This is a genomic window from Streptomyces kaniharaensis (genome assembly GCF_009569385.1).
Lineage (GTDB): Bacteria > Actinomycetota > Actinomycetes > Streptomycetales > Streptomycetaceae > Kitasatospora > Kitasatospora kaniharaensis.
On sequence record NZ_WBOF01000005.1, the window covers coordinates 55,926 to 71,846 of the forward strand.

11 protein-coding genes are annotated in these 15,921 nt (G+C 70.8%); all 11 read left to right on the top strand.

Features of this window, described 5'->3' with window-relative positions:
• Positions 1-9: 9 nt before the first annotated feature.
• The 11 genes from F7Q99_RS36440 (at position 10) to F7Q99_RS36490 (ending at position 15,921) form a co-directional block, all read left to right on the top strand.
• Positions 10-564, top strand: coding sequence for a hypothetical protein (locus F7Q99_RS36440; RefSeq protein WP_195911403.1), 555 nt, complete (start codon positions 10-12; stop codon positions 562-564).
• Positions 561-3,161, top strand: a complete 2,601-nt coding sequence (locus F7Q99_RS42895) for an ATP-binding protein (RefSeq protein ID WP_153470617.1) — start codon at positions 561-563, stop codon at positions 3,159-3,161. The genes F7Q99_RS36440 and F7Q99_RS42895 overlap by 4 nt, the downstream gene beginning before the upstream one ends.
• Positions 3,158-5,971: a hypothetical protein gene (locus F7Q99_RS36450; RefSeq protein ID WP_153470620.1), complete on the top strand. Its 2,814-nt coding sequence runs from the start codon at positions 3,158-3,160 to the stop codon at positions 5,969-5,971. Before F7Q99_RS42895 ends, F7Q99_RS36450 begins: the two co-directional genes overlap by 4 nt.
• Positions 5,972-6,000: 29 nt before the next feature.
• The gene (locus F7Q99_RS36455) at positions 6,001-7,083 is read left to right on the top strand and encodes a C40 family peptidase (protein ID WP_153470623.1); all 1,083 of its coding nucleotides are present in this window, start codon (positions 6,001-6,003) and stop codon (positions 7,081-7,083) included.
• Between the two features lie 17 nt (positions 7,084-7,100).
• The gene (locus tag F7Q99_RS36460) at positions 7,101-7,766 is read left to right on the top strand and encodes a hypothetical protein (RefSeq protein WP_153470626.1); all 666 of its coding nucleotides are present in this window, start codon (positions 7,101-7,103) and stop codon (positions 7,764-7,766) included.
• A complete protein-coding gene (locus tag F7Q99_RS36465; protein ID WP_153470629.1) occupies positions 7,763-11,092 on the top strand; it encodes an ATP/GTP-binding protein in 3,330 nt (1,109 codons plus the stop codon). The genes F7Q99_RS36460 and F7Q99_RS36465 overlap by 4 nt, the downstream gene beginning before the upstream one ends.
• 185 nt (positions 11,093-11,277) lie before the next feature.
• Positions 11,278-11,847 (top strand): hypothetical protein, encoded by a 570-nt coding sequence (locus tag F7Q99_RS36470; protein ID WP_153470631.1) that lies wholly within the window; start codon positions 11,278-11,280, stop codon positions 11,845-11,847.
• A gap of 32 nt (positions 11,848-11,879) precedes the next feature.
• Positions 11,880-12,791, top strand: coding sequence for an ATP/GTP-binding protein (locus F7Q99_RS36475; protein WP_153470634.1), 912 nt, complete (start codon positions 11,880-11,882; stop codon positions 12,789-12,791).
• Between the two features lie 49 nt (positions 12,792-12,840).
• Positions 12,841-13,533, top strand: coding sequence for an SAF domain-containing protein (locus tag F7Q99_RS36480; protein ID WP_153470637.1), 693 nt, complete (start codon positions 12,841-12,843; stop codon positions 13,531-13,533).
• A complete protein-coding gene (locus tag F7Q99_RS36485) occupies positions 13,533-14,351 on the top strand; it encodes a hypothetical protein (protein WP_153470640.1) in 819 nt (272 codons plus the stop codon). The genes F7Q99_RS36480 and F7Q99_RS36485 overlap by 1 nt, the downstream gene beginning before the upstream one ends.
• A complete protein-coding gene (locus tag F7Q99_RS36490; protein WP_153470642.1) occupies positions 14,344-15,921 on the top strand; it encodes a CpaF family protein in 1,578 nt (525 codons plus the stop codon). The genes F7Q99_RS36485 and F7Q99_RS36490 overlap by 8 nt, the downstream gene beginning before the upstream one ends.

Below are 15,921 nucleotides of genomic sequence, written 5' to 3' on the forward strand. Positions count from 1 at the left end.
CACCCGTGGGTGTTGGGCAAGTTGGGCGACTGGCGGATCCCGATGGGCCCGTACACCCCGCCCCAGCTCGCAGTCGCGGCGATCGGCGCCTTCCTGCTGATCAAGACGGCCACCTGGTGGGCGCCGGTCCTCGGACCGGTTCCGGTCGTCGCCTGGGGGTTCGGCATCTGGGCCGCGCGGCACTCACGGATCGCCGGCCGCTCCCCGGCCGCTGCCCTGGCCGACGCACTGTCCATGGCCGCCGCCCCCAAGCGCGGGCGGATCGGTGGCCGGGCCGTACGCAGCCTCCGCCCGGTGGTCATGACCGGCGGGTTCGGCATCCGGGAAGACGACGACGCCCACCCTGTGCAGGGCGATCCCACCGGGGAGCCGACCGAGAACAGGCCATCGGCACCGGCCACGCAGCCCTCCCCCGCCCCGGCTCGCCGGGCAGGCCCGGCCGCGAAGCCCGCCGCACCCCGGCCAGGGCCGGCGATGACACCCCTCCAGCAGATGCTCGCCGCCGCGGCGGCGGCGAGCACCAACACCACGTCCACGACGTCCACGAGAGAGGACCGGCCATGAAGGTCGCGATCAGGCACATCCACAACAACCTGGTGTGGGCCACGTCCGGCACGGTGTGGGCGGTGTGGCGCATCGAGCCGATCGGCAGCCGCTACGCCTCGGCGCTGGAGCGCCAGGAAGTCCTCTCCCGGGTCACGGCCCTGATCCGGTCCCTGAGCGGGACGGCGCGCCTGTACTCGCTGTGCGCCCGCGTCGAGCCGTGGGAGATCGCCGCACGGATGACGGCCGGGGTGGACCTGGACGCCCACCCCGAGGCGGAGGAGATCGCCAAGGTCTCGAAGGCGATGCTGACGGGCGAGGAGATGCACCGGCGGACGCTGTGGCTGGCGGTGCCGCTGCAGGCACCGGGACGGGCGGCGCAGTGGGCGCAGGCCCGGGGCGCGATGTGGACCGTGTTCGAGGAGCAAGCCGGGCTTCCGGCCGCCCCGGTGCCCGAGAACGAGGTGACCCTATATAGGGGAGTAGCCCGGCAGCTGGAGGCCGGCTTCGGCGGCGGCTTGCAAATCCGGCCCGCCCGGCCCGCCGAGATCGTGTGGATGCACCAGCACGCGGTGCACCGCGGCCAGGCCGAGCCGCTGCTGGCCGACGCCGAGGTGAGCCGCCAGCGCGGCGGGAAGCTGGTCGGCGCGCAGCTTCGCAGCCCCAGCTACGCGAGCCTGGGCCAGGTCCGGGTGCTGGAAGGCGGCGACACGGCCGCCCAGGCCGAGGACCGGGAGCAGGGCGAAGGTCTGTGGGCAGGTGTCCGGCGCTGGCTGGCGAGCCGGTTCGACGGCAGCGCGCTCAGCCGGCTGTGGCTGGAGGTCGAGACCGAGGACGGGACCGGCTACCAGTCGCACATGGCGCTGGAGGAGATCCCCGAAGCGGTGATCGAGTCCAGCGCGGACATCCTCGCGCAGCTGGAAAGGCTGGAGTACCCGGTCGACGCGACGATCGACCTGACGATCGTGGATTCGGCCAAGGCCCGCCGGCAGATCGCCAAGAAGAAGAAAGAGCTGGTCGACCAGGCCGACCAGTGGGCGGCGCACCCGACCGGCGCACCCGACACCATCTACGGCGCGGCCGAGACGCTCGGCGAGCAGGAGGCCCGGCTGGGCCGCACCAGCGTGGAGCGCGAAGTGCAGTCCCGCACGGTGCTCACCGTGTGGGGCCCAACCGCGCAGGAGTGCGACGAGCGGGCCCGCAACTTCAAGGCTCGGCTGACCGGCGCGGACTACGGCGTCATCCGGCCCCGGGGCGGCCAGGAAAGGCTGTTCGCGCTCGGCCTGCCCGGCGCCGCCCCGGCGTGGAGGGCCAGGGAGTGCACCCAGTACCAACTGTCGGAGGACTTCGCGCTGTCGGGCCCTTTGACGAGCGGTGAGATCGGCGACGACACCGGCAGCATGATCGCCCAGAGCCTGGACGTCGGCACCACCCGGCCGGTGCTCCTCGACCTGGCTGGCGCGCCGCTGCGCGACGCCGCTGCGAGCCTGGCGGTGATCGGCGACCTCGGATCCGGCAAGTCGGTGTTGTTGAAGCGGCTGACGGCCGACGTCGTGGACCGTGGGCACCGGGCGATCGTCATCGACCGAACCCCCCAGCGCGAATGGTCGGACTTCGCCCGGTGCGCCGCTCCAGGGCGCAGCCAGGTGATCGACGCCGCGCGGGCCGAGGTGAGCATCGACCCGCTGCGCGTCCTTCCGCCGGCGCAGGGCGAGGCCGCGGCGCTGTCCTACCTGAACTTGCAGCTGTGCCTGGAGCCGATGAGCTTGCAGGGCGCGGCGGTCAGCCGTGCCGTCAAGGCCGCCGCGGCCGCGCCCCGGCCGCACATGGGTCTGGTCCTGGCCGAGCTGGAGGCCATCTCTCAGGAGAGTGGCCCGAGGGGGGACGCGGCCGCCGAGGTGCTGGACCTGCTGCACACCGTCTCGGACCGACCGCTGGCGGCCATGCTCTTCGACCCGGTCCTGCCGGCGCTGGACCTGGACAACCTCGCCGGGGACCTGGTCGTCTTCACGACCGCCGGGTTGACGCTGCCTCCGCGCGAGGCCCTCGCCCGGCCGGAGGTGCTGCGCACCCAGCCGCTGGAGGCCCTGATCGGCCGCGCGGTCCTGTACGTGATCGCCGCGATCAGCAGGCACGTGGCCTTCTCCGACCGCACCCGGTTCTGCCCGGTCGTCATGGACGAGTGCTACTGGCTCACCAGCAGCACGGAGGGCCACGCGCTGGTCAAGGAATTGGCGCACGACGGCCGAAAGCACTGGGCGGGCATGTACTTGGGCGGTCACGACGCGCTCGACCTGGGCGACGAAACCATCCAGGGCCTGATCACCTACCGGCTGCTCGCCCGCACCGGCGACGAGGCGATGGCGCGGCGCGGGCTCGCGTTCCTCAACCTTCCCGCCGACGACGAGAGCCTGGTCCAGCTGGTCACCGGCCTGTCCCCGACCGGCAACAAGAGGAGGGTCGGGGAGATGCTCCTGCACGACGGCTCCGGCCGGATCGGGCAGATCCAGGTCATCGTCCCCCGGATCGCGCGCTACGCGGGGATCTTCACCACCCCCGGCAAGGACACCTCGCCGGCCGGACGTGGCAAGGTGCTGGAGACGGCGGGTGCCCGATGACCCGCGTCACCAGGTGGGCGGATGCCGTCCGCCGGGCTCGGGCCCTGTCCGGCGCGGCCCGCCAGCGGGCGCGCACGGCGGCTGGCGGGCTGTCCGCGTACTGGCCGGGCCGCCGTACGGTCCTGATGACCGCCGGGATGACGTGGCTGTTCATGCTCGCGGGTGCGGAGCTCGCGGGGGCCGACGACGGCACCACTGAGACCGGCGGCATCCTCGCCCCGCTCAATGTCCAGTCGAGCGAAGGCGCTCCGCTCGACTCCTACGACCTGAAGTCAGATCCCGGCGGGGCCACGGACATCCGATCGCATGTGTGCAACCTCTTGATCGGGGGCGGCTTCGCGCTCGTGCGGCTGGCGGTCGGCCTGATGTGCTGGACGACCCAAAAGGTGTTCAACTTCCCGGTCGTGTCCACGCTGGTCGAGACCGCACAGCGGCTCAGCAACGCGTTCTTCGGACTCCTGAATAACGACCTGCGGCTCTACACCCTCTTCCTCTCGGCCGGCTTCGCCATCGGCCTGATCCTGGTGATGCGGGGAAAGATCGGCCGCGGCTTCGGGGAGATCGCTCTCACCCTGCTCTTCGCCACGACCGTCACCCTGCCCGCGCTCTCCCCGCACTCGGTCCTGGGTCCCCAGGGCCCGCTCGCGCAGAGCCAGCAGGCCGCTCACGAAGTTGGCCAGATGACGGCCAACATCAACGGCACCGAGCTGGGCTGCACCTCGGACAAGGACAAGAACGACCCGTCATGCCCGATGCGGATCATCATGACGCGAACTCTGGTGGTGCAGCCTTTCCAGCTGTTGCAGTACGGACAGATCCCGAAGAAGGACAGCTGGCTGGCCGCCGAGCACGACCGCTACATCCACGGGCAGATGGCCACCAAGGGGAACTGCGACCAGGTCATCGATCTGCCGGGGAAGGACGCGGCCTGCGACCACGGGTCCAACGGTTGGGAGGCGCTGAAGAAGGACTTGAAGGACGGCCACGGTCAGGAAGGTACCGACGTCTACAACTTCGCGGTCAACTCCGACTGGGACCGAACCGCCGGGGTTGCCCTGGTACTGCTGGCCGTACTGATCGTGGCGATCGTCGTGCTGAGCATGGCGCTGGTCCACCTGGGCACGCAGTTCGCCGACGTGATCGCCGCCACCATGACGCCCGTAGCCCTGATCTGGGCGATGCTGCCCGGCGGCAACCGGGGAGCGGCCTGGAGGTGGGCCGGCGTCTTCATGACGGGGATCGTCACCGAATTCGCTGTCAGCACGATGCTGCCGATGTTCGCCCTGGGCGCGGACGGCATCCTCAACTCCCCGCAGCAGACCGTCATGATCCAACGGTTGTTGATCTTGGACGGGTTCGCGCTCGTGGTCTTAGTGTTCCACCGCCGCATCTTCGCGGCGGCCGGTCGTGTGGGCGAGCGCTTCGCGACCCGCATGCGCTACGCCAAGATCGGCGGCTCCTCCATGTCCGGTGAGAACGCACAGCTGGGCCTGGCGATGTCCCAGGCCATGGGCGGGCTCGCACCCGGTGGCTACGGCGGCGCAGCGGGAGGCCTCGGGCTCGGGCTCGGCGGCGGCATGTTCGGCGGCGGTTCCCCCGCGCACGCCGCCCTGATGCGCAAGGCCGGTATCGCCCAGGGGCTCGGTGCGCTCGCCGACCCCGGCCTCGGCCCCATGAGCGCCGGCACGATGCTCGCCGGTAGCGCGGGCGAGCTGCGCCGCGGTATGTCGGCCCTCGCGCTGCCCGGCCGCATGGCCCATCAGTTGGTCGTCGGTAACCCGCTGCCGCCTGACAAGCTCGCCAGGCGGATGAAGCCGGAGGGCGGCAAGGGCCCCATGGTCGTGGACGAGAACGGCCAGATTCTGCACGATCCGCGCAACGAGGTCACTCCGTTTGGTCACGTCCTGCATAACCGCCTGCTGGGCACCCGGGTCGGCCGCCTGGCCATCCGGGCCGGCCAGGCCGGGAAGTTGGGCTTCGATCTCACCGTCGGCCTGCCCGCGACCTGGGAGCGCGTCAACCGCGCCAATGACCGGATGTGGAACAAGGTCGACAAGCAGGTCGCCCACTACACCCAGGTAGCGAAGAGCTGGTGGGGCGACGAGAAGGCCGGCGCCAAGGACATCGGGAAGGACGTAGTCACCGCCGGGAAGATCGCCAAGGGCGGCTACAACGCCGTCAAGACGGGCTACAACTACACCTACTACGCCGCAGCGATCGCCGGACGAGTCCACGCGCCCGGTCTCGCTGCCGCCCCGCTGGTCGCCGCCGCGCACGTGCTGCACGGCCAGGACATCACCGACACTGCAGCCGCCTTCCCCGAGCGCCCCCGGCACACCCGCGCCGGCGAGCCCTGGGAGCACGCCCGCGGGCGCGGCGACGACTACCGCTTCCACGAGGTCGGCTCCGGCACCGCCAGCGAAGCGGTCCTGCAGTCCGGACGCGCGGACCGTCCGGAATCGGCCGTCGGCCCCGGCGCCGAATCGGCGGTCTTCCGTGCGGGCCAAGGGGACTTCGGCCCATCGGACCTCGGCTCGGCCCTCGGCCCCGGCGTCACCTTCTCGCCGTCCGCCGTCGTGGTGGAAGGGGCAGGGCTGGTGGACACATCCACGGGCGAGGTCCTCTCCCCGCTCGCGGATGAGGCGTCGGCAGCGATGGCGCCCGAGGTCCGTCGCCGGGTCAGCCCGCAGGTGCTGCGGGAGCCGAGCGGGACGTCGCTGGAGGCGCTGCGGATGCGCCGCCACATCGGCTACTCCGAGCCCGGCACGGCCCAGGGGCCGGCCGACGACGCGGAGGGCGGAAAGCTGTGAAGGCCTTCCACAAGGTCGGGTGCTTGGGGATGCTGCTGCTGTCGCTGGTCGTCGTGGTGCCCGCGCTCGCCCTGGTCAGCGAGGTGGACCCAGGCGACCCGGGCTCCACCGCGCCGGTGGCGTCAGTCGGGGGAATCCCTGCCCGCATGATGACCGGCTACGTCCGGGCGGCCGGGATGATGTCCACGATGGTGCGGGGCTGCAAGGGCATGTCCTGGCAGGTGGTCGCGGGGATAGGCAAGGTCGAGTCGGACCACGCGTCCGGTCACAAGTTTGACGACAACGGCCTCATCACGCCTTCGATCATTGGCCCACGCCTGGACGGTTCGGGCGCCGGCGGCAACACCACCGCGGTCCGGGACACTGACGGCGGCCGGTGGGACGGAGACAGCGAGTTCGACCGTGCGGTCGGCCCCATGCAGTTCTTGCCGAGCACTTTCGCCGGGTACGCGGCCCGGGTACGCCCTGACAACCCTGCCGCAGCCAATCCGAACAACGCCGATGACGCCTCGCTGGCCACGGCCCTGTACCTGTGCGGCGACGGCCGGGACCTGACCGACATCGAGCAGCTCAAGAAGGCCATTTACTCCTACAACTACTCGTCCGCGTACGTGGACGAGGTGATCGGCTGGATCCACCAGTACACCGCCCTTGGGACCAGCGTCCCGACCGGCGACGCCTCCGACAGGGTCAAACAGGTCATCAACGCCGCAGCCAGCCAGATCGGCGTCCCCTACTCCTGGGGCGGCGGCGACGAGCGGGGCCAGTCGTACGGCGTCTGCTGCTCGAAGGGTGGTCAGGACGGCTCGAAGGTCCTGGGGTTCGACTGCTCCGGCTTGATGTTGTACGCGTTCGCCCAGGTCGGCGTGCACCTGCCGCGCACGGCGGACCAGCAGGCCGGTGTCGGCCAGCGGATCCCCGCCTCCGCCGGCGTCGCCGCCCTTCAGCCAGGCGACATGGTCTTCTTCGGCAACGGCTCCGAGGGGATCTACCACGTCGGCCTCTACATAGGCGGCGGCCAGATGATCAATGCCCCCAAGCCCGGTGACCGCGTGAAGCAAGCCGCGGTCTGGACCTATGACTACGCCGGCGGAGCCCGGGTCGTCCAGTAAAGGAATCGCCTCAAATCATGTCAAAATACCCAGTTTTCCTGCCCGCTGTGGGTGCCGCCGTGCTGCTGGTGACCGGCCTGGCCCTGCTGGTCCCCGGGACGCCCGCCCGTCCTCCGGCCGCCGCACCAGGTGCGACGGCGCGGGCCGCCGAGGAGCCCGGATCCACCGACACGGGCTCCGCGGAGTCGCCCTCTGCGGAGCCTCCACCAGCCCCCACCACACCTGTTTCGGCCCCGGCCACCAGCTCCACGAGCGCGCCGTCGGCGAGCACCCAGCCCACGGCCGCCGCCATGCCCTCGGGGATCGCCGCCGCCGGCGACGGCCCCGAGGGCGACGCGGCCATCCAGACCGCGTTCACCCGCGACCACCCCGGCGACCTGCCGGCCGCCGACGCCGCCCGCCTCACGCAGCTGGCCGGCGAGGTCTGGACGGCGGAGACCACCGGGACCGGCCGCAGCCGCTGGCCCGGCTACTTCCCCGCCGGGCAGGGCGCCGTCTCCTCCTTCTACTACAGCGGCGTCCGCATCCAGGCGGCCGCCGCCCGCACCGAGCAGGGCCGGCCGGACCGGGTCCAGGTGGACCTGTTGTGGGTGGGCACCACCCCCGCCGGCGCCTATGGCGATCACCGCCCAGCGACCGTCCACCTGGCCCGCACCGACAACACCTGGGAGCCGGTCCGATGACCTCCACCCCCGCGTCGCAACACGACGACAACTTCCTGCTCACCGTCCTGCACGCCGCACAAGCCACGTGGTCGTGGCTGTCCAACGCCGCAAACTGGCTCAGCGTCAACGGCGGGCTGGTGTTCCTGCTTACCGTGCCCTTCGCGATCGCGGCCGCCGTCGTGCATCGGCGCCTGGCGCGCAAGGCCCTCACGCAGCGCCAGCGGTTCGTCCTCACGCCCACCCGCCGCTTCAACCCGTCGGCCGAGGACATCTGGCGCCAAGCCGCCCTCGTCCTTCGCGCCGCCAGCAAGGGGCCGTGGTGGGCACCGCGCGCCACCAGGCGGGTCCGGATCCGGCTGCGCGCCGACGGCAGCACCCCGCTGGAGTACTCGCTGGAGGCCCACGCCGACGCGGCCACCCTCCTCGCCGAGTCCCGCTACCAGGAGGTCACCGTCGCCAAGGCAGACCCGGCCGAAGACCCGTACGCCGCCCAGGTCGCCCGAGAGCGCGAGGAGCGCAAGGCCCGCCGCGGCAAGAAGAAGACGGCCCCGGCCTCGAAGGCGCAGCCAGGGCGGAAGAAGGGGAAGGCTCGCGACGACGAGGAGGTCGAGGAGGAGAAGAAGGAAAAGCGGCTGCACGTCGTGCGCGCGGAGTTCGTTCTGCGGGGTAAGCCGGCTGCTTCTCTTCGCGAGGTGCCGCTGGAGCCCGATCCGTTGCAGCCGGTCCTGGATGCTGTCGCCGACATCCAGGCCGACTCCGGCGAGCTGGCGGAGGTCGTCCTCGATGTCCAGTCCATCCCGAGGTGGCAGCTGCGGCTGCGCCGGTGGCAGCTGCTGCACGAGGCGCGGGAGAAGGGGCGCGCGCAGGCCCGCAAGGCGGCCGGTCACGCGGCGGCGGACGCTGCCGAGGCTCAGGACTCCTGGCGCTACCAGCTCGCGACGCTGTTCGAGCCGAACTCGGCCAGGCGGGGGCCGTACGTGTCCGCGCCGCGGCCGCAGCCGCTGGACGTGGACAAGGCGCTCGGCAGGCTCGCTTCCTCCCGGGGCTTGGTCCGCATCCAGCTGCTGGTGCGCTGCGCTTCCACGCTGGAGGGCCGGGCGCGGCAGAACATGATAAAGCTGACCGCCGCGATGGATGTGTTCGGGGAGGACAGCCGGCTGGGCCCGGACGGCGGCCGGTTCCTGTGGATGACGTGGGGAGCGGACAGCTGGCACCGGCGCTCCAGCTTCGACCAGCGCTGGACGACGGGCGAGGTGGCGCCGAGGAAACCCAACTGGCTGAGCATCGGCGAGCTCCAGGGGTTGTTGAAGCCACCGACCTTGCACGCGCGGGTGCCGGTGCTCGCCTCCGAGCTGCCGACCTACGAGCCGGGTGAGTCGCTGGTGCCGGCCGGCTACCTGGAGCGGGCGGACGGGAAGAGCCGCCTCACGGCGACCAAGGCTGAGGAGACCCTGTTCACGGTCACCGTCGGGAAGGCGAGCTTCGGAAAGACCGAGCTCGCGAAGGTGCGGGCGCTCGCGCTCGCGCTGGCTGGCGAGGGCGTCCTGTTCATCGACCCGCACGGTGACACGTGGCGGGATGTCGCGCCGTACCTCGCGCACCCGGATCTTGCCGGGCGGGTGGTGCGCATCGACCTGGCCCGGGCCGAGGCGCCCGGGGCGCGGATGCCCGCGTGGAACATGCTGGGGATGGACCGCCAGCAGCACGCGGCACGGGTGGCGAGCTCCGCGGTCGACGCCCTGGCCACGGCGCTGAGCTGGACGGATGCTGCGGCACCGCGCGCGATCACGATCCTCACGAAGTCGTGCGAGGCGCTGGTCACCTACAACCAGGCCGTCGTGGCGGCCGAACGGCCCGAGGCGCAGGCCACGCTGTTCCAGGTGCGCACGCTGCTGACGGACAAGCGGCTGCGCGACGCCGTGCTGGAGTTCCTGCCGGCGGAGCAGCAGGTCTGGTGGAAGACGGTCTTCGCCAGCTACCCGACAGACGTGCTCGGTCCAGTCACCAACCCGTTGGATCGGCTGGCCGCGAACCCGGTCACCCGCGCGTTCCTCGGCAGTCCGGTGGGTTCCTATGACATCCGGCGTGCAATGGACGAGGGCAAGGTCGTCTGGCTGTGCCTGGAGGGAACCGGTCCCAGCGACCGCCTGCTCGCCAGCATGATCATGCAGGACATCCTGCGGGCCGGTCTGTCCCGCAGGGACACCCCCGAGGACCGGCGTCGCCCCTTCAATGTGTTCGCCGACGAGTTGATCTCGTTGGACACCGCCAGCGGGACGACGTTCGCGGAGATGGTCGAGCAGTTGCGGAAGTTCATGGTGCGGCTGCACGTCATGGTGCAGCACCTGGACCGGGTGTCGGCCCCGACGCAGCGGTCCCTGCTGCAGAACTCGTCCGCACTGTCCACGACGGCGGGGGCGATGGCGGCGATCCGGCTGGTCGCCGACGAGTGGCACGGCGCCGTCGACCCGGCGACGATCGCGGACCTGCGGAAGTATGAGCACTACATGCAGGTGACGGTCGACGGAAAGAAGGTGGGCCCGCTGAAGCTGCGCGGCCCGCAGGTCGAGGTGGTCTTCAAGGACTACGCGAGCCCCGACCGGGTGAACCACCTGACGCGGACGGCCGACCAGGCCGCGCAGGCCCCGGTCGGTGCAGCAGCTTCTGGCCGTTGCTGTCGGTCAGGACGAGGTGCTCCGGGAGTTCCTGGGAGTGGCTGTCGCCGAGGGCACCGACCCAAAGCAACAGCCCCCTGCGGTCGACCTGGCGAAGCAGGCCCTCGCGGCGCACACCGCGGCCGGGGCACCGGCGCCGCCGACCCCGCAGAAGCCGGGTCCTGGGTCCCGAAACGGGCAGCCGAAGTCGAAGCCGTCGGTATGGATCGAGTAAGTGGTCTGCGTCCCGTGGCAGTCCGTGTGCGGGCAGGGCGAAGAGCAACTCGTCGGTTCGGTCGGCGGGCGCATCAGGAGCAGAACTGCTGTATGCACGGCGGGGACGCGGCGGTGTCGGCCCGCTCCGGTGAGGTGTCTTTCTCCGCGCTGGTGGTTGTCCTGAGTATCCGTACTCAGGACAACCACAGGGCATCCGGCCACCATTGTGCCGATGCGGAGGGTCGGTCTCCTCATAGCTGCCGTGCCGTGCAGCCTCAGGGCGAGGCGGCACCGGCTGTAGTGAGAATCTCACCCGCCAGCTCAGAGCGGGAACATACATGGACATCCAGTGCGAAAGGTTCAACTTCCTTGTATGGAAGTGGAACTGACGCCCACAATTGTCCAGCTCACGAGCGATTTTCCCTGGGATCTTGGCCGAATCTGGCTTATTGTGACGGAGTGATGCCCCTGTGAAGTCGGAGACAGGAGCGCCCTGCCGAGCCGCCAACACCCTCAAATCAACACCTTTTGGGTCCGCTGGCCGGCGCCAGGGTGACGACGCTCGGCCAAACAGGGTTAGGGGGAGTAGCAGTCCAGCCATAGGGCGGCGGATCATCGCGGTCTCAAGCCGAACTACAAGGGGGTTCACCGTGGCACGTGTGCTACGACGCAAGGCGCTGGTGTGCACTGTCCTGGTCGCGTCATCGGTTCTGTTGACGGCCTGCTCGTCGTCGCCACATAAGGAGGCAACCGCCTCCCCGACGACGGCCACGGCTTCGCCATCCGCCACTGCGACCCCGACCGCTGACCCGACGGCCGACGCTAAGGCCGCCGCGCTGGTGGCCTACCGCGGGATGTGGGGCACGATCGTCAAGGCCTACACGGCCGGCTCGCTCAATGGCGTCGACGACCTGGAGACCTACAGCCGCGACAAGGCCCTGTCGAGCATCAAGGTCGCGGTCGCCTACTACGAGAAGAACAATCTGGTCGTGAAGGGGCAGCCGCAGCTGTCGCCGGAGGTGCAGGCCGTGGACCTGGCGTCCATGCCGGCCCGCGTGACCATCCGGGACTGCGTGGACACGTCCAACTTTCTGCCGGTCGACAAGACGACAGGCAAGCCCAGTGAGACCGACGGGAAGTTCCGCCACATCACAAACTCGGTCGCGCAGCGTGTCGACGGCCGGTGGCTGATCGGCGAGTGGACGATCGACAGGCAGCAGACATGCTGAGACGTTGGCGTAGTCCTGCCGTGGGAGCGGCGATGGCCCTTGCCGCCGTCCTGGGGCAATCCCCTCTCGCGTGGGCCGGCGACGGCGACGGCGGCACGGACTGCCCGCCCGGGGTGTTCAACTGCGATCTGCATGCCACCGGCGGTGGGAAGAAGGACAGCAACGGCGGAGGCGGCAAGCCCACAGGAGACGACGGAGGCAGCACCGGCGGCGGCGCGAAGTGCCTGATCGACGGGAAAGAGGTGGCCTGCTTCGTCGACAAGTACGGCTGGTACAACCCGAGCGACAGCTGTTACTGGAAGGTCTTCGACCCCCAGCCGCCGCCGGACAGCGAGCGGTGGAAGATCGCGGCTGGCATCCCCGCCGGCTGGAAGCCGGGCCAGGGCGCGCTCTATAACCGGACCTGCCTCGCTAAGGGCGCCGAGCTGATGAGCGGCGACATTTACAGCGCCGCTCCCCCGCCCGGCATGGGAGGCATGGTCGACCCGGCCCAGCTTGCCCAGCAGGCCGTGGAGAGCATGCGGCTGCTGGGAGCGGACGTCGGCATCGCGCCGAAGCCGGGCTCGAAGACCCTGGTCGGACTGCCGGTGTGGTTCTGGACGAACGTCTCCGACACCACCTGGGGCCCCAAGTCGGCCTCGGTTTCCGCTGGCGGCGTCACGGTGACTGCGACCGCGCACGTGGACCGCATCATCTGGACCACTGGCGACGGCGGCTCCGAGACGTGCCGCACCCCTGGCAAGGCGTACCTGCCGGAGTATGGCACCCAGCAGCCCGAGTGCGGCCACACCTACACCAAGGCCGGCCAGTACGCGATCAACGCGACGAGCAAGTGGGTCGTCGACTGGACCGCGACCACCGGCCAGACCGGGCGCATCACCACCGACCGCCAGGCGGCGGCCTCGGTGGCGATCGCCGAAGCCCAGGCCCTGAACACGAACTGACCTGCGGCCCATGTCCGGCCGCCAACTCCCTGAGGTTTGAGGTTCTCTGATGGCACCGACTTTGACGAGACAACGACGCGCTCCGGCCGGGGACGCCGCGAAGGGCACGCAGAGCGGGCCGCTGCCCGTCGCAGACCCCGGCCCACGCCGCAGCCGTCGGCCCGCTCTCGTCGCCGTGGGCGTGGCCCTGGCCGCCGTAGGCGGCCTGACCGCCGCCTATCTCGTCCAGCAGGCCGGCCACCGGGTCCAGGTGATCGCGGTCGCCCACCCCATTCCCGCAGGCAAAGTCATCTCGGCCAGCGACCTGAAGAGCGCCTCCGTCATCCCGGACCCCGCCCTGCACCCGGTGCCGGTCTCCCGCTCCTCAGACATCCTCGGCAAGGCGGCGGCTGCGGACCTGCCCGCCGGCACCCTGGTCACGGACACTTCCGTGCGCGCAGGCCAGCCGCTGCGGGCGGGCAAGGACACAGTCGGCGTCCTCGCCAAGGTCGGGCAGCTGCCCGCGCAGTCCCTCCAGGCGGGCGACGAGGTACACGTCGTCTCCACCCCGGGGCCGCAGGACGACAAGGCCGCCCCCGCCACCCGCCCCTCCACGATCGACGCGGTCGTGCTTCAGGTCGGCGAGCCGGACGCCAACGGCGCCCGCGTGGTCGACCTCGCCGTCAACCCCGTCGACAGCCCGGTCGTCGCCTCCTGGGCGGCAACCGGCCGTATCGCGCTCGTCCTGAAGGCGAGGGGCTGATGGCCCTCATCACCCTGGCCTCCGCGAAGTCAAGCGGGGTGACCACCACCGCGCTGGCGCTGGCTCTGTCCAGCACGAAGCGCACCCTGCTGGCCGAATGCGACCCCGCAGGCGGCACCATCCGCACGGGCTATCTCCAGGGCCGCACCACGGCCGCAGTCGGCCTGCACCGCCTGGCCACAGCTCAGCGCGACGGAACCCTCGCCGACGTCTTCGAGCAGCACCTCGTCGCTCTCGACCAGGCCGGGCACCGACTGCTGCTGCCTGGCCTGACCGACCCGACCCAGACCCCGTCCCTGGCGGGTACCTGGGAACCCCTGCACCGGCTCCTGCGGGTCATGGAGGAGGACGGCTACGACGTCCTGGTCGACGCGGGCCGTGTCGTCGTCGAGTCGGCGACCAGCATCAGCTCCACCTACTCCCCCGCACCGCTACTGCGCCGCGCCGACCTCGTGCTGCTGGTCGTCCGTGCGAACACGCAGTCGGTGGCAGCGGCCGCCCCCGTGATACGGGTCCTGCGCGAGGACCTCGACCGGCACGGCACCGGTTCCACAGCACTGCGTCTCGCCGTGATCGAGGACGGCCCGTTCAAGGCCAACCAGATCGCCAGCAGCCTGGGCGTGCCGGTCGTCGCCTCCCTGCCCTACGACACCGCGACGGCCTCGGCACTCGACTCGGGCGATTCGGTGCGCGGCAGGTTCGAACTGGCCCCGCTGATCCGGGCCGGCCGCTCCGCCCACCAGGAACTCACCCTCAACGCCACCCGCCGCCGACTCCACCTGACGCCGCGTCCGGGTCAGGAGGCGGCCCGTGTCTGACGTCATCATCCCCACCGCCCAGGCGGAGACACCCAGTTCCCGCACGGAGCGCTTCCGCGACGCGCTCCTGGCCGGACACGGCGGCGACGGCTGGCGCGTCGTCAGCCCAGCCGCCCCGCAGCACGCACCCGCCCCTGTCCCGGCACACCCGGGGACGGCCGCTCCCGCGATCCGGCCCGGCCCGGTCATCGTCCAGGACCCCGGCACGCTGCCCGTGCCGTATGAGGAGATCGCGAAGCTGCGCTCCCGCGTCGCCGAGCAGCTGGCCGCCGCCACCGCCGAGACACCAGGCATGTCCCGGGAGGACCGGCTCCAGCTCGGCCAGTCGCTGGTCAACAGCGTCGTCAGCGTGTGGGCCACCGACTACGCCGCGACCGCGGGCGCCCTCACCCAGCCCGGCGAACAGGCGGTACGCAAGGCTGTCCTCCAGGAGCTGTTCCAGGCCGGGCGCCTCCAGCCGCTGCTGGACGACCCGGACATCGAGAACATCCTGATCCGCGGATCCGAGGTCCGGGTCGACTACCGTGACCGGCCCTCTCGTGAGGTCGGCCCGGTCGCCGAGTCCGACGAGGCTCTCATCGCCTTGCTCAACCAGGTCGTGCGCACGCAGGGACAGAGTGAGCGCAGCCTCACGTCCGCTACCCCTTTGCTCAACTCCCGGCTGCACGGCGGCGCCCGCCTCGCGGTGGCCGCCTTCGTCAGCGACCGGCCGCATGCCGTGATCCGGCGTCACCGCACCCGCTCGCAAAGGCTGTCCGACCTTCGGGCCTTGGGCACTCTGGACACCGCTCTGGAACAGTTCCTGACCGCCGTCGTCAGGGCTCGCAAAAACGTGGTCATCGCGGGCAGCATGGGCGCGGGCAAGACCAGCCTGATGCGGGCCATGGCGCTGGAGATCCCCCGGACCGAACGCATCGGCACCCTGGAGGACTCCTTCGAGCTGTGGCTGCACGAGGATCCCGGCGCCCCGGAGGTCGTGGCGCTGGAAGCCCGCGAAGGCAACGGCGAACGCGGCCCCGACGGACGGCCGATCGGCGAGGTCACCCTCACCGACCTGTTCGAGCAGAGCCTGCGCATGTCGCTGCGCCGGGTCCTGGTCGGCGAGGTCCGCGGCGAGGAGGCCCTGCCGATGCTGCGTGCCTTCAACTCGGGCGACGGCGGTTCCATGGCGACGATCCACGCCAAGAGCGCCGAGATGGTGATCGAGCGGCTGGTCGAACTCGTCGAGGAGGCGGGGCGCAGTGAGCGGTCCGCCTACCGGAAGATCGCCTTGTCCGTCGACTTCATCGTCTACGTACGCCTGGTCGATGAAACCGAAGTCGGTGGAGCAAAGCACCGGTTCGTCTCGCAGATCGTCGAGGTCACCGGTGTCGGCGAACGCGGGATCCCGTCGCGCCAGACGATCTTCGGCCCCAAGGAGGACGGCTCGGGGTACCGGGAGCCCCGGGGTGTGCCGCACATGCTCCCGCAGTGCATCGGCGATCTGGAGCGTGCGGGCCTGGACCGCCGCGTCCTGCAGCAGCCTTGGGGCACCTGGGAGCAGCCGCTGAGGACGGTGACGGCGCTGTGA